Below are 25,599 nucleotides of genomic sequence, written 5' to 3'. Positions count from 1 at the left end.
CAGCTGTAGTTACAGCTGCTTTTTTATTTGGGTATTATTTAGCAAAAAACTACATTAATTATACTGAAAAAGATTATCCCAGCGCTCATCAAGAATAGTTTTTGCGTGATCTAAATTTAGCGCGCTATACACGTCAGCTCCCTCTATTTCGTTACTACACGTTACTAAACGCATACGCACCAGCTTTTCAAGCGCGTCAGTAATTTCAAAATCAAGACTGCACTGGTATTTGCTTTTAAACCAATGCTCTATTTGTTCATCAAGCATTTGTGCGCTTAAGCCACTTTCTGATTTTAATAAAAAAGTATAAGCAAGTAAGGCTTCTTTTATGTCTTCTTCTTCGGCGGCGTCTATAAGCGTGTGAAAAACACCTGCGTTGTTATCGAGGTTTTTAAAGTAGAGGTTATCGCTAAGTGCTTTCATAAATTTAATTTTACGATTTTTAAATTTACTCCATTCTTTAAAAATAAAGCTGCCAAATACTCCCATGCCAATAGCAAAGGTAATAAAGTGTTGTTGAGTCATTTCGACGGCTTCACTTCTAAAGCCACCCCAAAAAGCAAATAGAGCAAGTAATAATACGATTGATGCGCCTAGCTTAGTTATAAGCACCACCGCACCGCCAACCAAAGCAGACGAGCCAATAATAACCTTATCGATAGGGCGCATGCGCACTTCGCTATTAGGAAATAGCATTTCGAGATCGGCCTTCGGTACATTTTGAAATAACTTTACTATGGTTGAACTTGGCTCAAACCCCAGAGGCGTTTTATTTTTAGCTTTAAAATAAGCGCTATCTTTAAAGCGAATAAATACAGCTACGCGATCGTAATTAGTAAAGTGCAACGGCTTTTTACGAAGGCCCCAAAAGCTGGTAATAGTTTCACTAAGTTGCGACTCGCCACGGCGATAAAAAACTACTTCTTCAAAGTCATCAAATTCAACTTCAAGGCGCACTTTAAACAATGACTCTTCGTTTAATGCATCTTGTAAGTCCTCATTGGTGATCACTTCAAAATTAGCGGCGTTAAGTACCTTGGCAAAATCTTTAGCAAAATCACGTTGGCATTGCGCTTTTTGATCAACCGATACGGGGGCTAACGATCGCGTATCGCTATTGGGATCAAACGGCGCATAGTTGTTTTTAAGTGACTCAAGTGTTGCGTGGTAATCGTAATGAATAAGGCTGGCTAGTAAATCACAAAACTGTTTAAACGATGTTTTTTGTGTGTTGTTATTGAGCTCTTCGCTACACATATCAACAATATCTTGCTTTCTAAAAGGAATAAAACGCGCACTTTGCATAAATTAATAACTACTGTGATAGGGAATCTAACTGTATGGGCACATAATAAAATATTCTTATAAGTATTGCGAATTTGTTAATGATAAATAGCTGACTAACAAAGTTAAGTATTTTCAGGCTGTATTAACCTGATTGTGTAATGATTAAAGCCGTTCATACTTACTTTCGCCACGATAAGGAATGCATATGGCCATTCAAAAAAAGTTAAAAGAAAAAACACGTAACTTTATCGACTCTAAGCATATGCTTAGCGGTATTACCGTAGCGTCGTTTTTAGAATCAACTATAGTGCCCATTCCGCTTGAGGCTGTTTTAGTTCCGCTAATGCAAGCACGTAGAGAGAAGCTATGGCTTATCGCATTAATGGCGACTTTAGGTTGTATTGTAGGTGCACTTTTTGGCTATGCATTGGGTTACTATTTATTTGATGCGGTTGGTGATTGGATCATTAATACGTTTTCGAGCCCAGAGCAATTTGAAAACGTTAAACAGCAAATGCAAGATCAAGGTTTTTGGTTTGTTATAACGCTTGGCATTGTGCCTATTCCTTTTCAAATAGCGATGCTTGCAGCGGGTGCAACTAAGTACTCTATTTGGCTGTTTTTATTAGCCTCAGGTATTGCGCGTTCTATTCGTTACTTTGGCTTAGCTATTATTGTTTATTATGCAGGTAATGAAGCTGAGCGAATCATTAGTAAACATAAAACTAAAGCCATGATTGGCATCACTATTTTAGTGTTGGTATTATGGGGACTTAGTACCTTAATTTAAGCGTAACTTTGAGTGTTATCGTGGGTTTTATCTTCGCGAGGGTTTTTATTATTGTGCTATAGTTTTTAAATGAAGTACTGAAAACCTAGCAATTAATATGATTGAAACAGTAAAACTCACCGTTAAACTTTCTAACTTTTATAAAATGCCTTTGATCAATAGAGTTTTCAGTTTAGCTTTATTGATCTATATCGTTACGTTTACAGCTTACGCGTTAGATACTTTCCCTCCTTTAAATGTACAAAACAATGTGTATGGTTTTACTACCGATTTTATTAATTTAATTGTCATTATATTTCTGTTTTGGATGGTTCAATGTTCTGAGCTATCTAAACAGGCATATATTTTTTCTAGTTTTGGTTTATTACTTTGGAGCGTTGGAACGACAGCTGATGTGCTTGATGAGTTAGTTGTTCAGCCTTACTGGGTAAGTGTTTATTTTGAAGACTTATGTAGAACCAGCGGCATGCTTTTAACTTCTTATGGTTTATTTAAAACGATGCGCTTTGTACAAAGCATTAATAACCGATTAGCACGTGAGCTAATTACTGACGATTTAACCAAGGTACATAACAGACGCTACTTTTATCAACACGCTAAAAATTCTCAGCACTCGCCTTACGTTATTTTAATTATCGATATAGACCACTTTAAAGCTATTAATGACGAATTTGGTCACGATGTCGGTGATTTAGTACTTAAAGAATTAGCAACCAAATATGACAATGCTTTTGTACATAATAATAAATTTTCTCGCCTAGGTGGTGAGGAGTTTGGTGGCTACTTACCTATAAGCAACATGTTGCAAGCTTGTGATTTTTCACAGCAATTAATTACCATTGCGCATACTATTAACGTTCAAAATATTCGCCACTTAACAGTGAGTATAGGTGTTGCAATGCAAATGCCTAATGAGCCTTTAGATAAAGTAATGAAACGCGCCGACCAAGCTTTATATTTAGCTAAAAAGAATGGTCGAGATCGTTTTGAAGTTGCCCCGTAAGCGTTTTAATTCTATAAAAATACGTCCTTATTGTTTGCACATTTACTACACTTTTTAACGTTTTCGTAAGGAAATGTCAGTGATGGTAATGCTTTGTAAATCATGAAATTAAAATAGAATATTAGGGTCATAATGGAGATATTAATAATAAGGAATAACCTTAATGACCAACTCCCTTTTAAAAGCTGCATTACCCTTAAGTCTAATTACTGTTTTGTCGGGTTGTGGCTCTGATGATAGTTCAAGCTCAACAGGCTACATTCAAATGTATAATGGCTCGTATAACAGCCCATACACACGTTTATTTGTTGAAGAAACAGAGCGCTCAGGCGCTGATTTTGCCGATGTAACAACTCGCCACAACTACAGCACAGGCACTTTTGACGTAAGTTTTGAATACCTAGATGCTAACGACAGCTATATAACAATTAGCGACCAAGAAGTATCTATTAAAGGCGATAAAACTCAATTAATAGTAATGAGTGGTAACTTTGATGAGCCTACATTTACAGAGCTTAGCGTACCTATTACAAGCGACACGGGTGAGTTTAACTTAGGGTTTTATAATATTGCAGGGGAGGACACTAACTACGATATTTATTTAGCAACTGATGATGGCGTATTTGAAAGCGCGACACTTTTTTCATCGGCTCAATATTTAGGTGAGTTAGACCTGCAAAGTATTGATGAAGGTTATTACACTATTTACATAACTAAAGCTGGTAGCAGTGATGTTATGTATGAGTCGTCATCTGTTTATTTATACGATGAAGCAAGTTATGTAGCGATGATCCGCCCAAGTTATGCAACAGAAGACGGTGGTATTACGCTTGATGTAGTAACCGATAATAACTACGTAACTGAACTTAAGCACCAATCTGCGTTAGGGCAATTACGCTTTATAAATACGGTTGATGACTACTCGCCAGTTAGCTTTTCGACTACACGCGGTACAACTGTAAATATAACAAATACAGTATCGAGTGACTCGTATACTGACTACGTTGAGCTTTCGCCTAATAGTTATAGCGTTGCTATGTATGACGAAGAAGGTACTAAACTCGCTGATAACTTTTTAATGACGCTAGAGCGCGAGCAAAGCGCGGTGGGTATTTTTTATAACGACGTTGATAACGGCTTACGCATGATGAGCGTTGAAGAAAACTTAACACCAAGTAGCTACAGTCATACGGTATCGGTTGTAAACCTAATTGAAAGCTACGCAGGGCAGTCGGTTTCAGATATTGATGTATATTTTACTCTTAACGGCGAAACGGTAGACGACACCAGTAACGTAGTTGATAGCCTAGATAAGTATGACCAAGAAGAGCAAGTTGTAGATAACCAAGTCTACACTGTTTATGCTATATATGAAGATAACGGTCAGCAAATTGTGCTTATTCAACAAAGCGATATGGACTTTACACAAGAGGGTAACTACATATTGATTTTAGATCATGATGAAACAACAAGCTCAGGTTATAAAATGACCCTAGAGCGCACTATTACCGATAGTATTGAATAAATTTACATATTTTAAGTAGTGTAAAGCCTAAACGCCTACAAGCGCTTAGGCTTTTTTATTGAACAAAATTTACCTACTTATTAATAATTAGGTACACTCAGGGCATAATAATTAATAAGAGTGTGCCATGGATGATTTAGTTGGGTTAGCCGTTATAGTAATACTGGTTGTAGTTGCCGGTGCTATTTGCGGCTTAATAGCGCTAGTGCAGTTAAATGGATTAAAACAAGAAGTTGCTGTTTTAAGGGCCAAAGTAACACACTTACAAACACATAAACCGATATCGCAAAGTGAGCCTCAAAGTGAAGCATCTACTGCTCAGGCAGCGCTTTCAAGGTCTGAGCCAATTGCTCATAAAACACAGCCAAACTTAACGTCCCAAAGCGCGTCACCACCGGTAATAAATCAGCCATCAGCGCCTCCTAAAAAAGCCAAACCAGCTAAAGCATCAGCCATAGAATTACTCTTTAATAAACTACGCGCAGGGTTTGAGCAAAACTGGATGACCTGGATAGGCGCTATCGCACTTGCTTTTGGTGGGATATTTTTAGCTAAATATAGCCTAGAGGCGGGTTTACTCTCGCCTGTAATGAGGCTGAGCTTAGGCGGCTTATTTGGACTTGGCTTAATTGCAGCTGCAGCTTATTTGCACCATAAACGCATTATATTTGAAGGCTTTAATAATTACATACCCGCAGCGCTTGCCAGTGGCGGGTTTATTACCTGTTTTGCTTTAACGCTTTTAGCTTACAGCAATTACGACATGCTGAGCCCTACCGTGGCATTTTTTGCGTTAGCTATTATAGCAATTAGTGCAAGTGCGATGGCGCTTAGGCTAGGCCCGCTATTAGCCGTGCTTGGTATTATAGGCGCTTACAGCGTACCAATATGGGTTAGCACTGGCAGTGGTAATTTGTTTGCGTTGTTAATGTATGTTGGCTTTGTAAGCCTGTCGGCTGCGTTAGTTGCACATAAAGTACAGCGTATTTGGCTATGGTATTTACTATGGGCTGGGCACATTAGCTGGTATTTAGTTGGTTTTACGCTACTTAAAGCTAATACCGTTTGGTTAATGGGAACGTTTGCTTTACTTAGTATTATAGGGTTAATTGCTATACCGCGATTGGGCTTAAAATTGAATGTTATAGAGCTCCGCCCGCACAGTTTAAAACGTTTAATTAACGTGCTTCCTGATCATGCATTACTACTCGCCTTTATAGCGCCCTTAATATTTACCATGCTAATAAGTCACTTTGATATGCAGTGGCAAACAATCGGCGTGTTAAGCATTGTACTAATACTATTTTTAGTCCTTAAAAATAGTCGCTGGGATATTTGGCAAGCAGTAGCATTAGCAAGTGCAACGCTATTAGTTATAAGTGCTGAACACACGCATTTGTCGCCAAACTTATTTGATGACGCGCTTTTTATATTCAAAAATGAATACGGTTTGGGTTTATTACTCGGATTGTTACTTACTGCTTTAGGGCTTTATTATGGTAAAAAACAGATTAAGCGTTTGGCATTTCATGTTACGGGGGCGTTTAGCGCATTTGTAATGATAGCGACTTTATATTCGCTTATTCCTAATTCTGCGTTAAGTACTGCATATCCACTTTGGGCTGTTGTACTGTTTGTAGTGGCGGCTATTTTAATAAAGCTCGCGCAGCATAATACAACGCTTTTTCAGCGTTTTACTTATTGGGTAGGCGCTAATGCCAATATTACGTTAGCAATTACCATGCTACTAAGTGACAGCGGCCTAACCATTGCACTTGCTGTACAAGTATTACTTATAAGCGTACTTATAAAACGCTATAACGTGCCTATGCCGCATTGGCCTATTAAAGCATTAGTTGCCGCGTTATTACTGCGCCTTACGTTTTCACCTTGGACGCCAAGTTACGATGCACTTACGGTATTTGGTTTGCATTGGAGCATAGTGGTTTACCCGTTATGTATTGCGTTATTTTTTGCCGCCGCTAGGTGCTTTAAAGCATCACAATTAAAAGTATGGTTAGAGGGCGCTGCACTGCATTGTTTAGCACTTTTTATTACAACCGAAACAAGTTATCAGTTAGTAGGGCATTATCCGCAATTTGATTCACTTAACTTTTACGAACAAATACTCCTTACCTGTAACTGGCTTGCATTAGGGTGTGTGTATTTACACAGATCAAAACTTGCCGGTACTTTAGCTAAGTTATACCAAGTGGCGGGCTTTGCACTTGCAGGATTAGCAGGGCTTTTTGCTATTAAAACCTTGCTTGACGATAACCCATTATTTGAATCACTTTACATAGGTGAGCTGCCAATATTTAACTGGTTATTACTATTATGGTTAGTGCCAGCAGGGCTAACACTTTGGCTAGCCAAACTTATAAAACCAATAAATGCAAAAGCGACGCCATTTATATTAGCTGTAGCGGGTGGCTTTGTATTATTGGCAATAAACAGCTTTATTCGCCAGTACTGGCAAGGGCCTTACATTTACTTATCAAAAGGCGCAAGCAACGCTGAGCTTTATAGCTACTCGGTTATTTGGTTAATACTAGGGGCCGGTACTGTTATTTTTGGTCACCTTAAAAATCAGTTATTAATACAAAAAGTAGGCTTAGGTTTACTGGCTGCAGTTATTGTTAAAGTGTTTTTAATAGATATGGCTAATTTAGAGGGGTTACTTAAAGCACTCTCGTTTATTGGTTTAGGGCTTTCGTTGGTTGGGCTAAGTTGGTTGTTTCAAAAGCTTAGAAGCCGAGCAAATCCAGTTTAACTTTATGAAAAATTTATAAAGTAAAGCCCAGTGAAGATACTGGGCTTTTTTTTACGCTACTTTTACTTGATAGCTTTTAACTAGATCACTTTTTACTGGCTTATTATGTACTGTGATTAAGCAACGCTTTTAGTTTGCCTGGTTTAATTGGCTTACTTAAATAATGAATATTAGCGGCTTTAGTTTCTTGCTTAAGCTCGGTGTCGCGCACTGCGGTTATTAAAATAGCAGGTACTTGGCTTTGCCAAATTTCGCGCAGGGTTTTAATTAGCGTTATGCCATCGCAGTCATTACCTAATTGATAGTCCATTAAAATAACATCGGGTGCACCGTTTTGCTTAGCGTGCGCCAGTACATTATTTACATTATCAAATAGCGTGTAATTAGCTTGCCACTTTTTAAGTAAGCTTGCCATTGCAGCTAGGTTTTCTGGGTCGTCGTCAACGGCAACAATATTAATTGCTGCACGGTTTTCTATTAGGCTGTTTGTAGTACTTTTTTGTTGTACAAACTGCTCGTCGCCATAAGGTACTTCAATGCTAAAACGGCTACCTTTATTAGGCTCAGAATGCACATCGAGCGGTAAACTTAATAAGTCAGCCATACGTTTTACAACACCCAAGCCTAAGCCTACGCCTTTGTTATCGCCCGACTCAACACGGTAAAAGTCGTTAAATATTTTAGCTTGCTCTACTTCGCTAATACCTGGGCCTGTATCCCATACTTCTATTCGTAAATTGTGCTTTCGGTTCCTACAGGCAATTAATACACGGCCATTATCGGTGTATTTAACTGCATTAGAGACCAAGTTTTGAATAATTCGACGCAAGTAGGTTATATCGCTGTGCACTACTTGATGGCTTGAGCGCACACTAAGTTTAAGACCTTTATCGCTCGATAAAATAGCGTATTCGCTTTGTAGCGGCGCTAAAATATCTTCAATAAAAAAGTGGCGCGGGGTGGGGCTCATTGCACCTTGTTCTAGCTTAGCTATTTCAAGCAGTGCCGACATCAAATGCACGGTTGAGTCGAGACTGTCGCCTAATTTTTCAAAGCTATTTTGGTTAGTGCTGTCGAGCTGTTTTTCGTCAATGGCGGCAAGGTATAAACGCGCTGCATTTAATGGCTGTAAAATATCGTGGCTCGCCAATGCTAAAAAGCGTGTTTTGCTGTCGTTGGCTTGCTCTGCTTCGCGCTTGGCTAAAGTAAGTGCTTGCTCGGTTTGTACACGGCTATCTATTTGGGCTTGTAGGTCTTTATTTATGGTTTGTACTTCTTGAGTACGCGCTTCTATGCGGTTTTCAAGATCCATGTTTACTTCTTCAAGCGCATTTTGCGTACTTATGTGGTTTGTAATATCCGAAAAGCTGGTAACAAAGCCGCCATCGGGCAGCGGGTTACCAATCATTTCGTACACTTGTCCATTACGACGGTGGCGAATAAAGTGATGCGAGCTGCCGTATCTTAAATGCTGCACGCGTTTTTCTACTTGGCGCTCTATTTCTCCAGGGCCACATTCACCACGGTTCGCGTTGTATCTAATAATGTCTTCTATGGGTTGGCCTACTTCTAAAAAACCTTCAGGATAGCCAAACATTTCGCTGTAGCGTTTGTTCCATGCCACCAGCTTTAAATCTTTATCGACAACCGATATACCATGGCTTAAATTTTCGAGTGAGGTAAATAACAGATTTTGATTAAACTGCAGCGCTTGAGTGGTTTCGTCAAAAAAGTTTACAACTTCTTCAAATGCCATACGCTTACCCGATGATACAGTATGTATTAACGCTTGTGCGGAAGATGCGCCCAGCACGCCGGTTAATGCGCGTTCGCAGTAAGCTATAAATTCGGGTTCTGGGTGTGCGTTATTATCGCTTAAGTGATGGGCAAGAGCGTAATGCGCTAATACCTGCTGGCTGCGCTGAATCCCCAAAAAGGTTTGCAGTAGTATTTTAAAGTCGTAAACCGTGGCTTTTACATCTTTGTTTAAGCGTCTTGCTAAAATAGCCTGATCTTTGGGATTAACAAAAGCAGCGGCCTGAATTTTATCAATTAGGCGCTCCTCTGCCCCTAGTGAAAAACTAATATAACACCCAATATTTGCAAACAAAGCTATTAAGGTTCCGCGCGTTATAAGTGTTTGCTGTAGCTCGCTATCAAGTGCTGCGCCGGCATCGAGTATTGGCAGCATTAAAAATAATACCCAGCAAATAAAGCCTGCAACTAAACCTGCATAAACGCCATATGCATGGCCTTTTCGCCAATATAATCCGCCCACAATAGAAGGCAGTAATTGCGTAACAAGTGAAAAAGCCACCAAACCCATACTCGCCAGCGCACTACTGTGCCCAAACCATTGCTGGTAAAAGTAGGCCAGTATTAAAATGCCCGCAATAGCAAAGCGTCTTACAAGTAAAATACGAGATTTATAACTGGTAGTGATTAAGTTACGTTTAAATTTGCGACGTAGCATAAGTGGCAGCACAACATCGTTTGAAATCATGGTACTTAGCGTCAGTGTAGCGACCACTATCATTGCGGTGGCGGCCGATAAACCGCCTATAAATACAAAGGTGGTTAAAAAGGCATTGTCGTTAATTAAAGGTAGGGCAAGTACAAAGCTATCTGGTGAATAACCACTGCCAATTTCAGGATGAATAGCGGCTGTGGCAATAGGTAAAATCATTGCCGCAGTTAACAGTAAATACAGCGGAAAAGCCCAGCGAGCGGTAAGTAAGTGGCGTTTGTTTTGGTTGTCGACCACGGTTACATGAAACTGACGTGGTAAACATATAATAGCCGCCGCAGCCATTAAGGACTGACCAATAAAGTTAAAACTAAAAAAGTTAAAGTTGGTCCAGTGATCCCAAATCGATTCGGTTACTTTATTTGCAGTAGTTTCGGGCAAGTTAAAGAGTGTAAATACCGCAAGCCCAGCAACAGCAATAAGGGCAATTAGTTTAATCATTGATTCGAACGCAACAGCGAGCATTAACCCCGAACGATATTCGGTTACATCCACTTTGCGTGTACCAAAAAATATAGCAAACAAAGCCATAATTAATGTAGCCGAAAGCGCCAGCATATCGCCCGATATTTTAGTGCTACTTTGCAGGAGTAAAAAGCTGGTACTGAGCGCTTTTAATTGCAGTGCAATATAGGGAATAGTAGCGAGCAAGGCGATAACTGTAACCATAATTGCCGTGGTTTGGCGTTTGCCATAGCGAGCTGAAATAAAATCGGCAATAGTGGTTATGTTTTGCTTTTTACTCACAAGTACCAGTTTACGTAAAAACCTTTGGCCGAAAAAAAACAACAAGGCAGGGCCAAGTAAAATGGGCAAATAACTCCAACTGCTGGTGGCCGCTGTACCTACCGAGCCGTAATAAGTCCACGACGTACAATAAATGCCTAATGACAGTGAATATACAAAAGGATGGTGGCTAATACGCTTTGCCAAAGGGGTTGTTTTATCGCCCCAGTTGGCAAGCCAAAACAGCACACCTATATAACTTAAAGCAACAATAATGAGTACGGCAGTCATGTTGTTATTAAACCTTATTATTTTAAATAGTTCCTCAACCCTATGAGGAATTAACACAATACCAGAACTCCTAGTGAGTGTACGTGCAGATTTTTATTTCTAAATAGCATTTGTTTTTTAAGGTTATGAATTTAAAGGCTTAAATGTAAATATGTAATTGTATTAGACTAATGTCGCAGTATTAACCAATTTGTAACATTTTCTGTGTTTTAAATATCCATAAATAATTAACTTTATGTAATTAAAGGGTTTTTGATGTTTTAAATAAAACGCAACCTACAGTTTACGTAAACGTTAACAAGCTGTTACGACTATGGTCTCAATTCAATATTTAACCAGCGTTGCTAAATTGGTAAGCGAAGATAAAAAACCACTCACCGCGATATTGCGGTGCTTAAAGGGGAAAACAAAAATGGCTTTTAAAGATGAAGAACAAGCAAAAGCTTATTGGGCAGAAAACATTTCGCTGTTATTTAAACTCTTAGCAGTGTGGTTTATCGTGTCTTTTGGGTTTGGCATATTACTGGTTGATGTACTTAATGAAGTACGTTTTTTTGGGTTTAAACTTGGCTTCTGGTTCGCCCAGCAAGGCGCGATTTATACCTTTGTTGCTTTGATTTTTGTGTACGTTTTCAAAATGAATACGTTAGATAAAAAATACGGCGTAGACGAATAGGAGCTAAGCAATGGATGTTCAAACACTCACGTTTATAATTGTTGGTTTAAGCTTTGCGCTTTATATCGGCATTGCAATTTGGGCTCGAGCGGGTTCAACTAAAGAGTTTTATGTAGCGGGCGGCGGCGTACCTCCTCTTGCTAATGGTATGGCAACAGCAGCCGATTGGATGAGCGCCGCGTCGTTTATTTCAATGGCGGGTATTATTTCGTTTGCAGGTTACGATGGCAGCGTTTACTTAATGGGGTGGACAGGTGGTTATGTACTATTAGCCATGTGTTTAGCGCCTTACTTACGTAAATTTGGCAAGTTTACTGTGCCTGACTTTATTGGCGACCGTTACTATTCACGCACCGCGCGTTTAGTGGCAATTGTATGTGCCATATTCATTTGTTTTACTTACATTGCTGGGCAAATGCGTGGCGTAGGCGTGGTATTTTCACGCTTTTTAGAAGTAGAAATAGAAACCGGTGTTTACATTGGTATGGTGATTGTATTCTTTTATGCGGTACTTGGCGGCATGAAAGGCATTACTTACACTCAAGTAGCGCAGTATTGTGTACTTGTATTTGCATACCTTGTACCGGCTATTTTTATCTCGATGATGATGACGGGTCACTTCTTCCCACAAACCGGTTTTGGTGCTACGTTAATTGGCAGCGATGGCGTGTACGTACTTGATAAACTAGACGGCTTAAGCGCTGAACTTGGTTTTGCACAATACACCGAAGGCTCTAAGAGCATGATTGACGTGTTTGCTATTACTGGTGCGTTAATGGTAGGTACTGCGGGTTTACCACATGTAATTGTTCGCTTTTTTACTGTACCTCGCGTAAAAGACACGCGTATTTCTGCAGCATGGACGTTAGTGTTCATTGCCATTGTTTATACTACAGCTCCTGCGGTTGCAGCCTTTGCTCGAGTAAACATGGTTGATACCATTAATGGTAAAGACGGTAGCGGTACAGCTTACGCAGAAGCACCAGGGTGGATTAAAAACTGGGAACGCACAGGCTTAATTACATTTGATGATAAAAACGGCGATGGCAAAATGTTCTACACGGCGGGTAAAATCACCGATCCGAATAGTGCTAACGAAGTAAACGTAGACCGCGACATTATGGTATTAGCTAATCCTGAGATTGCTAACTTACCAGCATGGGTAATCGCACTGGTAGCTGCTGGTGGTATTGCCGCTGCGCTGTCTACAACAGCAGGTTTACTACTGGTTATTTCGACCTCCGTTTCGCACGATTTACTCAAGCGAACCCTTAAGCCCGATATTACCGACAAGCAAGAGTTACTTGCAGCGAGGTTGGCAGCCATGGTCGCTATTGTTATCTCCGCGTACTTTGGTATTAATCCACCTGGGTTTGTGGCATCGGTAGTGGCATTTGCGTTCGGCTTAGCGGCAGCGAGTTTCTTCCCAGCAATTATTATGGGTATATTCTCTAAAACAATGAACCGAGAAGGTGCAATTGCAGGCATGGTAACGGGTATTGGCTTTACCGCTGCGTATATTATCTTCTTCAAGTTTGTTAGCCCTGAGCTTAACAGCCCTGAAAACTGGTTCTTAGGTATTTCGCCTGAAGGTATTGGTCTAATTGGTATGATTATTAACTTTGCAGTTGCTGCAATTGTTCTTAAGTTTACTAAACCTACACCGGTTGAAATTCAAGAAATGGTTGAAAGCATTCGTAACCCTAAAGGGTCGGCAGAAGCGCACGACCACTAGGCTACAATTTATAGATATAGTTTAGAAAACATAAAGCACCAAAAGCCCGACTTTAGTCGGGCTTTTTATTTGTTTAATAAGTAAGTACATTAGATTGGTACATCACCATTTAAAGAGCGAATACAATGAGTGTAGAACAACAAGAAATAGCCCAGTATGTATGTTTGCAAGCGCCTTTTAGCCTCCTTAACAGCAGTGCATGCGAGTACTTTGTAAATCACCTCGATGTTATTTACCTTACACGCGAAAACCAAGCGCAGTGGTTACAAAGTGAAAACCCCAAACTATTTTTAATTCGCTCTGGTCTATACGATTTAGTTGATGCCAAAGGCGATGTGGTAACGCGCCTTGCACAAGGTGATTATTTTGGTTTTCCGTCGCTGTTAACCGGCGAGGCCATTCAAAATAGGTTGGAAGTACAAAAAGAGGGCATAGTCTATATGCTCTCCCAAACAGACTTTGACTTTTTACGCCGAGAATATAAATCGTTTGAACAATATTTTGTACGCGCTCATGCAAACCGCTTGTTGTCATCGCATTATAAAAGTAAAAACGACAGTTGGTCTGAACGTAAAATATCAGAACTGATGACCCGCACTGCTATTACGCTTGCACCCGATGCAAGCATTAGACAAAGCGCAAAAAAAATGAAAGAGCATGGCGTATCGTCAATAATGATAACGCAGCACGCGCACTTAGTAGGGGTGGTAACCGACCGCGATTTACGCAACCGAGTACTTGCCGACGAGATAGACCCGCAAGATGCAGTAAGCAGTATTATGACCGCTAAACCCAAGTTTATATTTGAAAATAACCGGGTGTTTTCGGCGCTACATTTAATGCTTAAATACAACATTCACCATTTGCCTGTACTTGACGAAAATCATAACCCGATAGGAATGATAACCAGCACCGATTTACTGCGCCAACAAAAAAGTGACCCCGTACAGCTTATTGGGCGCATATACAAAGCACATACGATTACCGACTTAAAACGCTACGCAAAAGAAATCCCCGAACTTCTGCGTGGTTTTTCGTACAACATTGACGACATATCGCTCATTGGTAAATTACTCAGTGGTTTAACCGATGCCCTTACATCGCGCCTTATTCACTTATTTCAAGAAGAGCATGGCGCAGCACCAACCAGTTTTAGTTTTATTTGCTTTGGCTCGCAAGCACGAGAAGAACAAACCCTGCATTCAGATCAAGACAACGGCTTATTACTCCCAAACGACTTAACCATCGAACAACACGCTTACTTTAAAAGCATGGGTGAGTTTGTATGTGAAAACTTAGTTGAATGCGGCATCAGGCGTTGTCCGGGTAACATTATGGCAAGCAGCGATGAGTGCCGAATGAGCGTAAATGACTGGAGCGAGCGCTTTTTTAAATGGATAAAAAGCCCCACACCCAATGCAATGCTTAACTGTAAAATATTTTTTGATCTGCGCTTTATAGAAGGCTCTAACACTTTATACACGGCTTTTTGCGAGCAACTAATTCGTATATCGCGTAATGATTTATTCTATGCCGCAATGGCAAGCGATATAAGCAGTAACAGCGTGCCAATTGGTTTATTTAATAAATTTAAAACCGAAAAAACAGATCAAAATAATAAATACATAGATTTAAAAAAGCGTGGTGTCGTAATTATAAATGACATAGTGCGGTTGTACGCTCTAAAAGCGGGTATTAGGCGCGCTAACACTCAAGAGCGGTTGGACGCACTACTAAAACATAAACTGATCAGCAAAGAAGATATATACAACCTAAAAGACTGCTGGCGGTTCTTAACGCAGCTTCGCTTGAGTACACAAATAAACGAAGAGGGCTTACCGAGTAATTGTATTAATCCTAATAAATTAAACTCACTAGAGCGCCATCAACTAAAAGAAGCGTTTTACCTTGTTAAACAAGCGCAGCAAGCCGCCGCGTTTAAGTTTGCTCGCGGCAGTTTATAATGATGGATTACTAACATGGTAAAAAAGCTGCTTACTCGGTATTTAAAACGCCGTAAATTACTCGGTAAAAATGCCTTACAACAACGTTACTTAGTGATTGATTTAGAGCTCACTGGCCTTGATGCAAAACAGCACGAAATTGTATCGGTAGCGTGGGTGGTAATAGATAACCAATGTATAAAAATGAGCGAGTCGCAGCACCTTATAAATAAAGAGGTTACAAGCTTAGATCAAAGTCCTGTTTTTCATGGAATTAGTGACGATGCTATAACAAAAGGACAGAGCTTGTGCAGTATATTAACGCAATTGAGCAGCCATTTTAGCGACTGCATTTTAGTGTTTCATAATGCCATGCTTGACTGGGGCTTTTTAAAAATAGCGCTTAAAAATGCCAATATAACTATACGTCCTAAACTCATAATCGACACGCTCCATATTGAACAAAAGCGCTTACTTCATCATTCAACTGAAATAAAACAAGATGATTTAACCCTAAATGCCTGCCGCACACGTTATGAGTTACCAAGCTATCATTGCCACCACGCATTAACTGATGCACAAGCGACCGCCGAGTTACTGCTAGCTCAGTGCCATCAAATAAGCCGTGGTAAAGAGCTAAAAGTAGCCGAATTGACATAGGTTGGCTGTAGGCGCGGCTTTACGCCGCGCGAGATAAACTCCCGCCTACAATAAAGAGGCGGTTACCCTATTTAAAGTAATCATGTAGTCGTGGTAAAAAAGATAAAAATAGGCGAGTTGGCGTAGGCTGGCTGTAGGCGGGGTTTTACGCCGCGCGAGGTAAACTCCCGCCTACAATAATGGACAGTTTACTTTTACTATTGCCTGTATAATTATAGGTACTAAGTGTCTAATCATTACTATTTAACTAACCACTTCAAGGAACGAACATGAAACTCATCACGAGTATTTTCTTAACCTTATTCCCACTCATCTCTTTTGCTAATTCAAGCTTACCTACAAATCGTCATATTGCGGTTCAAGGTACTGCTGAGGTGCTTGCCAATCCTGATATCGCTAAAATACTATTTCAAATTATAAGTATTAAAAACGAACCTTTAGCAGCTAAGAACGATCTTGATAATAAAGTTAATTTACTAATTGACGGACTAAATCAATTTGAAATAACTGCCGATGATGTAGTTGCCTCAAGTGTTAAAGTTGAAAAAACGGGTATGGATTACATTGAAACAGGGCATCAAGCTCCCGCTGAATATGCAGCTATAAGGACCTTTGAAGTAACACTAAAAAACATTGAAAGAGTGAATGATTTAAGTGATTTTTTATTGAGTTTAAAAGTAAATGCGATTCAAAATACTGAGTTTTTATCTTCAAAAGCTGAGCAGTTACAAGCGCAAGCCACACAACAAGCACTTAATAACGCAAAAGAAAAAGCAAATATGCTTGCTAACTCCTTTGGTACAAAAGTGGGTGAAGTACGCACTATTAGCTCAACTCAAAAAAGCGTTTACAGTGGCTTTGGTGCAGCGGTTAAAAAAATAGATAGAGTAAATCCAATGAGCGATTCATTTCCTAAAGCTCGCAAAAATTATTTACAACCAACGGTAAGCTTTAAATCATCAATAAATGTGGTGTTTGATTTAGAAATAACTAACTAAAATTTTCATTTCAAATACACTTTCGTACTGTAAGCTGGCTTTACGTTTTTGATTAATTTGAAGGTAGCGATACTATGAGCGATGAAAGCAACACATTAAAAGCACAAACCGAGGCAAAAGTAGCCGCTGGGCGAAAAGGTAATCCTGATTTTATGAAAGGTGTTGATGAAAGTATTGCTCAAGCAAAATCCTTTCAAGAGGGTGCAAATGCACTTAATTTAGCTCAAAATGCCCCACGCTTTGAGCTGCCGAATCAACAAGGTGAGCAAGTTTTATTAGAAGAGCTACTTGCACAAGGGCCTGTGGTTATTACTTTTTATCGTGGTAGTTGGTGTCCGTACTGTAATTTACAACTGAAAGCACTGCAGTCACGTTTACCTGAAATTCATGCTTTAGGTGCGCAGCTGGTGGCTATTAGCCCGCAAGTACCTGATGGCTCAATGAGCGAAAACGAAATAAGTAAAATGGATTTTTTAGTACTGTCGGATCAAAATGCGGATGTAGCAGCAAGTTATGGTGTAGCATGGCAAGTACCTACATTTTTACTAGAGCATATGCGAGTAGACCGAGGCCTAGATTTAGAGTCGCTGAATAACGGAAATGGCAGTATTTTACCTATTCCTGCCACCTTTGTTTTAGATAAACAAGGTAAAGTGACTTGGCGCTATGTTGATGTTGATTATCGTACTCGCTCTGAGCCAGAAGATATAATTAATGCATTAAAAAAACTAGTTTAAAAAGCTTAATTTACAAGGCTTAATCTAAAAGCCCAGAACCATTAAAGAGCTTACAACGGCTAAGCTCTTTACTCTTAATTTAAAGTTTCTAATGCTACCCTCTTATAATCATACTCAAGGTCGATTACAATACAGCCATCTAAAAGGCGTATTGCCTTTATCTGCACGCTAAAAGAGTGGATTTTATATTTCATGGCAATCAAACTTGCAATTAATGGTTTTGGTCGTATTGGTCGAAATATTGTCCGCGCGTTATACGAGTCTGGTTTGAGCGACGATATAAAAATTGTTGCGATTAACGAACTTGCTGATCCTGAAGCTATTGCTCATTTATTAAAATACGACACATCCCATGGTCGTTTTTCTTTTCCTGTAAAACTTGGTGAAGACACCATTAGTGTTGCAGGCGATACCATTGCACTTTTTTGTGAAGAAAACCCAATTGAATTACCTTGGCAAATGCTCGATGTAGACGTTGTACTTGAATGTACGGGTGTTTATCACTCGCGTGAACACGCACAGTTACATATTACTGCAGGCGCTAAAAAGGTGTTATTTTCTCATCCGGCCGATAACGATGTTGATGCCACTATTGTGTATGGCATTAACGACGATGAGCTTAAAAGCGAGCACACAATTGTGTCTAACGGCTCGTGTACAACTAACTGTGTTGTGCCGGTTATTAAAGTACTTGATGATGCATTTAGTATTGAATCGGGCGCTATTACAACAATTCACGCGTCGATGAACGATCAACAAGTGATTGATGGTTATCATCATGATTTACGCCGTACTCGCGCTGCAAGCCAATCAATTATTCCAGTTGATACAAAGCTCGCCCGTGGTATAGACCGTATTTTACCTAAATTTAAAGGCCGTTTTGAAGCCATCGCCGTACGTGTTCCTACTATAAATGTAACGGCAATGGATTTAAGTGTAACGGTTAATACCGATGTAGATTTAAATGCAGTAAATAATGCACTTAAAGCTCAAGCCAAAGACCGCTTAGAAGGTATTTTAAGTTATACCGAAGAGCCGCTTGTATCGGTTGATTTTAATCACGACCCACATTCTTGTATTATTGATGGTACACAAACACGTGTTAGTCACAAACGACTGATAAAGTTATTAGTATGGTGTGATAACGAATGGGGTTTTGCTAATCGTATGCTCGACACAGCGCGTGCTATGATGGCAGTGAATAAGTAATTTATTAATATAATAATTTTAAACGTATTTTTCAGGTTCAGTATCGTTAACTAAGGAGATGTTCATGTCGGTCATAAAAATGGCAGATTTAGATTTAAACGGCAAACGCGTATTAATTCGTGAAGATTTAAATGTACCAGTTAAAGCAGGTAAAGTGACGTCAGATGCGCGTATTCGTGCAGCACTACCTACTATTAAATTAGCGCTTGAGATGGGTGCTAAAGTAATGGTTATGTCACACCTTGGCCGTCCTACGGAAGGGGAATATGATGAAGAGTTTTCGCTTGCACCTGTAGCTGATTACTTAAACGATGCCCTTGAGCAAACTGTACGTTTAGAAAAAGATTACCTAAACGGTGTTGATATTGCTGATAACGAAGTGGTTGTTTTTGAAAACGTGCGCTTTAACAAAGGCGAGAAGAAAAACGACGAAGCGTTATCTAAGCAACTAGCAGCACTGTGTGATGTATATGTAATGGATGCATTTGGTACGGCTCACCGTGCGCAAGCATCTACCCATGGCGTTGGCTTATTTGCAGATGTGGCATGTGCAGGTCCGTTATTATCAGCTGAGCTAGAAGCGTTAGGCAAAGCACTTGATAACCCAGCGCGTCCATTAGTAGCGATTGTTGGTGGTTCTAAAGTTTCAACTAAGTTAACTGTTTTAGATTCACTTTCTAAAATTGTTGATCAATTAGTTACCGGTGGTGGTATTGCTAATACCTTTATTGCTGCATCAGGTAGCCCTGTTGGTAAATCGCTTTACGAACCTGATTTAATGGATGAAGCGAACCGTTTATGTGCAGCCGCGATTGCTAATAATGGTGAAATTCCTGTACCGACTGACGTAGTTGTTGGTAATGAGTTTTCTGAATCTGCTGTAGCTACGCTTAAAGACGTAAGCGAAGTAACAAGCGACGATATGATTTTTGATATTGGTCCAGATACAGCGAGCAAGCTTGCAAAAATTATTGCAAATGCAGGCACTGTTGTATGGAATGGCCCTGTTGGCGTGTTCGAGTTTGATCAATTTGGTAATGGTACACGTGCTATTGCACAAGCAATTGCTAACTCAAATGCGTTTTCAATTGCCGGCGGTGGTGATACCTTAGCTGCAATTGATAAATACGGCATTGCCGATAAAGTTTCTTATATTTCTACTGGTGGTGGTGCGTTCTTAGAGTTTTTAGAAGGCAAAAAACTTCCAGCAGTTGAAATGCTAGAGTCGCGCGCTAAGTAATTTTAGTAGCGTAAGGTGAGGGGGTAATAGCCCTCACCGACAATTAATTATTAAATACCTCTCACCCTAATTTAATAGTTAATTTAGACGGAATATTACTGCAAAGCAGTGGTTTTTCGTGGCGTTGTTATAATGCCAAACTAACACATCCGTTCAAACTAGATGGTAGGGAACTACTGTCGATAAATTGGAGAATACCCAATGGCTTTAATCAGTATGCGACAACTTTTAGATCATGCCGCTGAGCATGGTTACGGCGTACCTGCTTTTAACGTTAATAACCAAGAGCAAATGCGCGCAATAATGGAAGCGGCTGACAAAACAAACAGCCCTGTAATTGTTCAAGGATCAGCAGGTGCACGTGCTTATGCTGGTGCCCCATTTATTCGCCATATGATTTTAGCAGCCGTTGAAGAATGGCCACATATCCCAGTTGTTATGCACCAAGATCACGGCACATCGCCAGGTGTATGTCAGCGTTCAATTCAGCTTGGTTTTTCATCAGTAATGATGGATGGCTCGTTAATGAGCGACGGTAAAACCCCTTCAAGCTACGAATATAATGTAGAAGTAACGCGCGAAACTGTTGCTATGGCTCATGCTTGTGGCGTATCGGTTGAAGGTGAGTTAGGTGTACTTGGTTCACTTGAAACAGGTGAAGCTGGCGAAGAAGATGGTGTTGGCGCAGAAGGCATATTAACCACTGAGCAAATGCTAACAGATCCTGAAGAAGCGGCTGACTTTGTAAATAAAACACACGTTGATGCACTTGCAATTGCCTGTGGTACTTCGCACGGTGCTTATAAATTTACTCGCCCACCAACAGATGACATTTTAGCGATTGATCGCATTAAAGCGATTCATGCCCGTATTCCTAATACTCACTTAGTGATGCATGGTTCGTCTTCTGTTCCTCAAGAATGGTTAGAAATTATTAATCAGTATGGTGGCGAAATTCCAGAAACTTATGGTGTGCCAGTTGAACAGATTGTTGAAGGCATTAAGTTTGGTGTTCGTAAGGTAAATATTGATACCGATTTACGTTTAGCATCTACTGGTGCAATTCGTCGTCATATGGCATTAAACCCATCTAACTTCGATCCACGTAAATACTTAGCTGAAGCAACTAAAGCCATGACAGAGATTTGTGTTGCACGCTATAACTCGTTTGGTACTTCTGGTCAGGCTAGTAAAATTAAGCCAATTTCACTTGATGAAATGCACCTTAAATACTTAAGCGGCGAACTAGACCCTAAAATTAGATAATAGATCGTTTATAATTGATCATTTAAGCCAGTAACTTTGTTGCTGGCTTTTTTAATGCTTGCGCTTTTATATTACGGGTACGGCTTTTATTGATCAGATCACTGTACTATCAACGGCGTACTTTGGGATCACGCATTTACTAACACAGCACTTTTGGATCATTACTTTACTAAGCTAACTACACTTTGGCGCCATTTTAAGCTTTGAAATAATTTGATCGTTATTTATTTGTATAAACAATCAACAACTTATGGCTTTGACTAGGTATAACTCTGATCTGAGAGTGGATCGGCTTGGTAAAAATCTGATCCTTTATTTGGGGCTTAGTAAAATTTAGATCTATTTTTAAACGTATTGATTGTTACACAGGCGGGTATGTTAATTTTGAAATGGCTTTAAAGTTACTTTTAAGTCGTCGATCTGTAAAAAGGTATGGGTTAGTAAAACAATGATCCCAGCTAATTTTGTATTATGTAGTAATTTAAATACGGGCAAAAAAGCAGGTAATTTAAAAAATATGACATTTTAAAAATTTATCGTAAATCTCTTTTTATTACGTTAAATATTAAAAAGGTTTTAAAAATATGACGTTAATGAGGTTTTTTGTCACTAATTTGTGTTTTTTTTACCACCATTTTAATTTACACGTTACACTTTCATAAAAATGTCATACTTAGTCATAATAATGAAAACTAATTCGATAGCGTAAGAGATAAATTGGAATGTCACGTAAAGTACTAGTCGTAGATGACGAAGCTCCTATCAGGGAGATGTTGGTTTTTGTTTTAGAGCAAAATGGATTTCAAGCAATTGAAGCAGAAGATTACGACTCTGCTATTGCAGCTATGGTTGAACCTTACCCAGATATGGTTTTACTTGATTGGATGTTACCAGGTGGAAGCGGTATTCAAATTGCTAAAAAGTTTAAGCAAAACGAACACACCCGCCAAATCCCAATTATTATGCTTACAGCTCGTGGTGAAGAAGAAGACAAAGTACGCGGCCTTGAAGTAGGTGCTGACGATTACGTAACTAAGCCGTTTTCTCCTAAAGAGCTTATGGCACGTATTAAAGCGGTTATTCGCCGTGTATCGCCAACCTCATTAGAAGAAGCTATTGAAGTACATGGCCTGCGTTTAGACCCTATTTCACATCGCGTTACCTCAGAAGGTAATGAGCTCGATATGGGGCCAACCGAATTTAGATTACTGCACTTTTTTATGACCCATCCAGAGCGTGTTTATAGCCGTGAACAACTGCTTGATCATGTATGGGGAACTAATGTTTACGTAGAAGATCGCACGGTTGATGTGCACATTCGTCGCCTGCGTAAAGCAATTGGCCCACTAGGGCATGACCGTTTGGTGCAAACTGTACGTGGCGCGGGTTATCGTTTTTCAAGTAAGCTGTGATCAGCTTAAAGCTTAGCTAATGTATGAAATACGCATGTATTACTACTCTAAGGTAAAGTGAGTGTATGTATCGAGTTGTTAATAAGCAGGCGTTAGTAAAGCGCCTGTTTATCTATTTTTTACCCTTACTATTAATTGGTGTGCTGGTTGGCGCGCCATTTTTGCTTTTATTTTTAGGATCATTTTCCCTCCTTATTTGGCACTACCATCAACTTTATCGTTTGAGTGATTGGCTACTTAATCAACGTAGCTTTAATCCACCAGAAGGTGAGGGTGCATGGGAGCAAGTGTTTGAAGGTATTTATCATCTACAGCACCGTAATCGTAAAAAACGTAATGAGCTTGCAGATTTAATTCGTCGTTTTCGCGATGGTGCAGAAGCGGTGCCCGATGCGGTGGTGGTACTGCAAAACGATTTAAGTATTGTGTGGTGTAATCAACTTGCGCTTAAGGTACTTGGTTTGCAGTGGCCAACCGATCATGGTCAGCGCCTTGATAATTTAATTCGCGAACCTAAGTTTGCTAAATACATGCATAAAGGCGAGTTTGACGACGCGCTTGAGCTTGATAACGGCCACAGTATTGAGCAAGTACTTGAGTTTAGGGTAATGCCTTATGCCAGTACGCAACTTATGGTTGTAGTACGTGATGTAACGCGCTTAAAACAGCTAGAGCAAATGCGTAAAGACTTTGTTGCCAATGTGTCACACGAACTACGTACACCGCTTACAGTTGTTACAGGCTATCTTGAGATGATGGATGGCGACATGATGCCGCCTCCAGCTATGTGGAACAAAGCGCAAAATACCATGCTTGAACAATGCAAGCGCATGGATAGCTTAGTCAGTCAGTTATTATCGCTTTCGCGAATAGAAGGTGCGAGGCGTCAAGACAATGATAAAGCCATAAATGTACCGCAATTACTGGGTTATATTCACACTGAGGCAAACTCAATTAATCAAGATAAAGGCCATGAGCTTATTTTTAATATTGATAAAACCCTTGATATTAAAGGCTCTGAGGATGAACTGCGTAGTGCGTTTTCTAATTTAGTATTTAACGCCATTCATTACACAAAACCAGGCGGTAAAGTAGAAGTATGCTGGCAGCACAAAAACAATAAAGCATGTTTTAGTGTTACCGATAATGGTGATGGTATTGCGCCTGAGCATATTAACCGTTTGACCGAACGTTTTTATCGCGTTGATAAAGCCCGTAGCAGAACAACGGGTGGCTCAGGTTTAGGGCTTGCGATTACAAAACATGTACTAACGCGCCACGATAGTAAATTAAATATTAGCAGCGAAATTAACAAAGGATCGTGTTTTTCCTTTGAATTTTCAATGGATAAGATAGTTCCATTAACTAAAAAATTAAGCTAATCAGTTAAGTCATAAAAGTGTCATTTAAGAGTAATGTAACTGTCATGTACTCACTTTAGAGTGGGCAGCAGTTAGAAAATGGGACGAACAAACTGGAGAACCCACCATGAAATTTAAAAACTTAGTTGCCGCAATGGGTGTGGCTGTTACAACTTTTGTATCTGCACAAGCAGTTGCTTTAGACCAAGATATTCCTGAGTATCAAAAAATTAGTGGTGTTTCAGGTAACTTTTCATCAGTAGGTTCTGACACTTTAGCCAACATGATGACGTTTTGGGCTGAAGAGTACAAACGTATTTACCCAAATGTAAATATTCAAATTCAAGCGGCAGGTTCTTCTACTGCTCCACCGGCACTAACCGAAGGTACTGCTAACCTTGGTCCAATGAGCCGTAAAATGAAATCTAAAGAAATCGAAGCGTTTGAAAGACGCTACGGTTATAAACCAACTGAAGTACGCGTTGCTATTGATGCACTAGCGGTTTATGTACATAAAGATAATCCAATTGAAGGTCTTCGTATTGACCAAGTAGATGCTATTTTTTCATCTACTCGTAAGTGTGGTGCACCAGAGCAAGTAAACCGTTGGAGCGATGTTGGCCTAACAGGTGACTGGGCAGCTAAAGATGTTCAATTATACGGGCGTAACTCTGTATCAGGTACTTACGGTTACTTTAAAAAGAAAGCACTGTGTAAAGGTGATTTCCGTAATAACGTAAATGAACAACCGGGTTCAGCGTCGGTAGTACAGTCAATTTCATCTTCATTAAATGCAATTGGTTACTCTGGTATTGGTTATAAAACATCGGGCGTACGTACCGTACCGCTAGCTAAAAAAGGCGATAACTTTGTTGATGCAACACTTGATAACGTTGCGCAAGGTAAATACCCATTATCTCGCTTTTTATATGTTTACGTAAATAAGCATCCAAATAAGCCGCTATCACCAATGGAAGAACAGTTCTTAAAAATGGTACTTTCAAAAGATGGTCAGCAAATTGTAGAAAAAGATGGTTATGTACCACTTTCTGCAAAGCTAGTAGAAACAGAACTTAAAAAGCTTGGTTTGAACTAATAAACCATAAGCAATAAAAAACCGCTCACTGAGCGGTTTTTTTGTGCCTAAAATTGAAGACCTGAAATATAAACAGAGCCAGTATTTTAAACGATTAAATATTACCTAATTTTTCAGCTTGTGCTTTACATTGATTATAACTATCAACACATTTTGCAGAGCATACTTGTTGCTTTAAGCCCTCAGCAGTTGTTTGCTGTTCACAGTTGCTTTCGCATTGGTAATTTTGTTGAGCACACTGATTCATTTCAGGGTTTTCAACTTGGTTTTGACAACCCGCTAATAGTGCAAATGTAAGGGCGACTACGCTTGTTTTTATTAATGTGTGCATGCTTAATCCTTAA

General features: G+C 39.7%; 19 protein-coding genes. 16 read left to right on the top strand and 3 right to left on the bottom strand.

Annotated elements, in window-relative coordinates; genetic code table 11:
• Positions 1-54 precede the first annotated feature (54 nt).
• Positions 55-1,305, bottom strand: a complete 1,251-nt coding sequence (locus GQR55_RS02040; protein WP_166419258.1) for a TMEM143 family protein — start codon at positions 1,303-1,305, stop codon at positions 55-57.
• Positions 1,306-1,492: 187 nt separating this feature from the next.
• On the opposite strand from GQR55_RS02040, the gene GQR55_RS02035 reads away from it, so the two are divergent.
• From GQR55_RS02035 to GQR55_RS02020, 4 genes are all read left to right on the top strand, one after another.
• Positions 1,493-2,077 (top strand): VTT domain-containing protein, encoded by a 585-nt coding sequence (locus GQR55_RS02035; protein WP_166419257.1) that lies wholly within the window; start codon positions 1,493-1,495, stop codon positions 2,075-2,077.
• A gap of 97 nt (positions 2,078-2,174) precedes the next feature.
• Positions 2,175-3,080 (top strand): GGDEF domain-containing protein, encoded by a 906-nt coding sequence (locus tag GQR55_RS02030; RefSeq protein WP_206012012.1) that lies wholly within the window; start codon positions 2,175-2,177, stop codon positions 3,078-3,080.
• A 163-nt stretch (positions 3,081-3,243) separates the two neighbouring features.
• Complete coding sequence (locus GQR55_RS02025; protein WP_166419256.1) at positions 3,244-4,605, top strand: hypothetical protein; 1,362 nt, start codon at positions 3,244-3,246, stop codon at positions 4,603-4,605.
• A 127-nt stretch (positions 4,606-4,732) separates the two neighbouring features.
• Positions 4,733-7,378, top strand: coding sequence for a DUF2339 domain-containing protein (locus GQR55_RS02020; RefSeq protein ID WP_166419255.1), 2,646 nt, complete (start codon positions 4,733-4,735; stop codon positions 7,376-7,378).
• Between the two features lie 103 nt (positions 7,379-7,481).
• Here the strand turns inward: GQR55_RS02020 and GQR55_RS02015 are convergent, their stop codons facing one another.
• Entirely contained in the window at positions 7,482-10,922 is a 3,441-nt protein-coding gene (locus GQR55_RS02015) for a PAS-domain containing protein (RefSeq protein ID WP_166419254.1), read from the bottom strand.
• Positions 10,923-11,334: 412 nt separating this feature from the next.
• On the opposite strand from GQR55_RS02015, the gene GQR55_RS02010 reads away from it, so the two are divergent.
• From GQR55_RS02010 to GQR55_RS01955, 12 genes are all read left to right on the top strand, one after another.
• Complete coding sequence (locus GQR55_RS02010) at positions 11,335-11,598, top strand: DUF4212 domain-containing protein (RefSeq protein WP_007377498.1); 264 nt, start codon at positions 11,335-11,337, stop codon at positions 11,596-11,598.
• Between the two features lie 10 nt (positions 11,599-11,608).
• Positions 11,609-13,333 (top strand): sodium:solute symporter family protein, encoded by a 1,725-nt coding sequence (locus GQR55_RS02005; RefSeq protein WP_007587184.1) that lies wholly within the window; start codon positions 11,609-11,611, stop codon positions 13,331-13,333.
• 125 nt (positions 13,334-13,458) lie between these two features.
• Positions 13,459-15,297: a putative nucleotidyltransferase substrate binding domain-containing protein gene (locus GQR55_RS02000; RefSeq protein ID WP_166419253.1), complete on the top strand. Its 1,839-nt coding sequence runs from the start codon at positions 13,459-13,461 to the stop codon at positions 15,295-15,297.
• Between the two features lie 15 nt (positions 15,298-15,312).
• Positions 15,313-15,936 (top strand): 3'-5' exonuclease, encoded by a 624-nt coding sequence (locus GQR55_RS01995; RefSeq protein WP_166419252.1) that lies wholly within the window; start codon positions 15,313-15,315, stop codon positions 15,934-15,936.
• Between the two features lie 269 nt (positions 15,937-16,205).
• Positions 16,206-16,934, top strand: coding sequence for an SIMPL domain-containing protein (locus tag GQR55_RS01990; RefSeq protein ID WP_166419251.1), 729 nt, complete (start codon positions 16,206-16,208; stop codon positions 16,932-16,934).
• Positions 16,935-17,008: 74 nt separating this feature from the next.
• Entirely contained in the window at positions 17,009-17,671 is a 663-nt protein-coding gene (locus tag GQR55_RS01985; protein WP_166419250.1) for a peroxiredoxin-like family protein, read from the top strand.
• 192 nt (positions 17,672-17,863) lie between these two features.
• Positions 17,864-18,880 (top strand): erythrose-4-phosphate dehydrogenase, encoded by a 1,017-nt coding sequence (epd, locus tag GQR55_RS01980; protein ID WP_166419249.1) that lies wholly within the window; start codon positions 17,864-17,866, stop codon positions 18,878-18,880.
• A 64-nt stretch (positions 18,881-18,944) separates the two neighbouring features.
• Positions 18,945-20,120: a phosphoglycerate kinase gene (locus GQR55_RS01975; RefSeq protein ID WP_024598977.1), complete on the top strand. Its 1,176-nt coding sequence runs from the start codon at positions 18,945-18,947 to the stop codon at positions 20,118-20,120.
• Positions 20,121-20,321: 201 nt separating this feature from the next.
• Positions 20,322-21,386 carry a class II fructose-bisphosphate aldolase gene (fba, locus tag GQR55_RS01970; RefSeq protein ID WP_007377491.1) on the top strand — a complete coding sequence of 355 codons (1,065 nt, stop codon included), beginning with the start codon at positions 20,322-20,324 and terminating at the stop codon, positions 21,384-21,386.
• A 722-nt stretch (positions 21,387-22,108) separates the two neighbouring features.
• Complete coding sequence (gene phoB / locus GQR55_RS01965; RefSeq protein WP_006791869.1) at positions 22,109-22,798, top strand: phosphate regulon transcriptional regulator PhoB; 690 nt, start codon at positions 22,109-22,111, stop codon at positions 22,796-22,798.
• A 65-nt stretch (positions 22,799-22,863) separates the two neighbouring features.
• Positions 22,864-24,180 carry a phosphate regulon sensor histidine kinase PhoR gene (phoR, locus tag GQR55_RS01960; protein WP_166419248.1) on the top strand — a complete coding sequence of 439 codons (1,317 nt, stop codon included), beginning with the start codon at positions 22,864-22,866 and terminating at the stop codon, positions 24,178-24,180.
• Between the two features lie 106 nt (positions 24,181-24,286).
• Complete coding sequence (locus GQR55_RS01955) at positions 24,287-25,255, top strand: phosphate ABC transporter substrate-binding protein PstS family protein (protein ID WP_166419247.1); 969 nt, start codon at positions 24,287-24,289, stop codon at positions 25,253-25,255.
• A 94-nt stretch (positions 25,256-25,349) separates the two neighbouring features.
• On the opposite strand, the gene GQR55_RS01950 is transcribed toward GQR55_RS01955, so the two are convergent.
• Positions 25,350-25,586 carry a hypothetical protein gene (locus tag GQR55_RS01950; protein ID WP_166419246.1) on the bottom strand — a complete coding sequence of 79 codons (237 nt, stop codon included), beginning with the start codon at positions 25,584-25,586 and terminating at the stop codon, positions 25,350-25,352.
• Positions 25,587-25,599: the final 13 nt, after the last annotated feature.

The sequence above is a fragment of the Pseudoalteromonas sp. Z1A8 genome, from assembly GCF_011378855.1.
Lineage (GTDB): Bacteria > Pseudomonadota > Gammaproteobacteria > Enterobacterales > Alteromonadaceae > Pseudoalteromonas.
This window is presented reverse-complemented; position numbering and strand designations above follow the sequence as displayed.

What these genes read in the sequence shown, in the direction of transcription:
- GQR55_RS02040 (WP_166419258.1), bottom strand. Translation starts at nt 1,305, where the DNA reads ATGCAAAGTGCGCGTTTTATTCCTTTTAGAAAGCAAGATATTGTTGAT.
- GQR55_RS02035 (WP_166419257.1), top strand. Translation starts at nt 1,493, where the DNA reads ATGGCCATTCAAAAAAAGTTAAAAGAAAAAACACGTAACTTTATCGAC.
- GQR55_RS02030 (WP_206012012.1), top strand. Translation starts at nt 2,175, where the DNA reads ATGATTGAAACAGTAAAACTCACCGTTAAACTTTCTAACTTTTATAAA.
- GQR55_RS02025 (WP_166419256.1), top strand. Translation starts at nt 3,244, where the DNA reads ATGACCAACTCCCTTTTAAAAGCTGCATTACCCTTAAGTCTAATTACT.
- GQR55_RS02020 (WP_166419255.1), top strand. Translation starts at nt 4,733, where the DNA reads ATGGATGATTTAGTTGGGTTAGCCGTTATAGTAATACTGGTTGTAGTT.
- GQR55_RS02015 (WP_166419254.1), bottom strand. Translation starts at nt 10,922, where the DNA reads ATGACTGCCGTACTCATTATTGTTGCTTTAAGTTATATAGGTGTGCTG.
- GQR55_RS02010 (WP_007377498.1), top strand. Translation starts at nt 11,335, where the DNA reads ATGGCTTTTAAAGATGAAGAACAAGCAAAAGCTTATTGGGCAGAAAAC.
- GQR55_RS02005 (WP_007587184.1), top strand. Translation starts at nt 11,609, where the DNA reads ATGGATGTTCAAACACTCACGTTTATAATTGTTGGTTTAAGCTTTGCG.
- GQR55_RS02000 (WP_166419253.1), top strand. Translation starts at nt 13,459, where the DNA reads ATGAGTGTAGAACAACAAGAAATAGCCCAGTATGTATGTTTGCAAGCG.
- GQR55_RS01995 (WP_166419252.1), top strand. Translation starts at nt 15,313, where the DNA reads ATGGTAAAAAAGCTGCTTACTCGGTATTTAAAACGCCGTAAATTACTC.
- GQR55_RS01990 (WP_166419251.1), top strand. Translation starts at nt 16,206, where the DNA reads ATGAAACTCATCACGAGTATTTTCTTAACCTTATTCCCACTCATCTCT.
- GQR55_RS01985 (WP_166419250.1), top strand. Translation starts at nt 17,009, where the DNA reads ATGAGCGATGAAAGCAACACATTAAAAGCACAAACCGAGGCAAAAGTA.
- epd (WP_166419249.1), top strand. Translation starts at nt 17,864, where the DNA reads ATGGCAATCAAACTTGCAATTAATGGTTTTGGTCGTATTGGTCGAAAT.
- GQR55_RS01975 (WP_024598977.1), top strand. Translation starts at nt 18,945, where the DNA reads ATGTCGGTCATAAAAATGGCAGATTTAGATTTAAACGGCAAACGCGTA.
- fba (WP_007377491.1), top strand. Translation starts at nt 20,322, where the DNA reads ATGGCTTTAATCAGTATGCGACAACTTTTAGATCATGCCGCTGAGCAT.
- phoB (WP_006791869.1), top strand. Translation starts at nt 22,109, where the DNA reads ATGTCACGTAAAGTACTAGTCGTAGATGACGAAGCTCCTATCAGGGAG.
- phoR (WP_166419248.1), top strand. Translation starts at nt 22,864, where the DNA reads ATGTATCGAGTTGTTAATAAGCAGGCGTTAGTAAAGCGCCTGTTTATC.
- GQR55_RS01955 (WP_166419247.1), top strand. Translation starts at nt 24,287, where the DNA reads ATGAAATTTAAAAACTTAGTTGCCGCAATGGGTGTGGCTGTTACAACT.
- GQR55_RS01950 (WP_166419246.1), bottom strand. Translation starts at nt 25,586, where the DNA reads ATGCACACATTAATAAAAACAAGCGTAGTCGCCCTTACATTTGCACTA.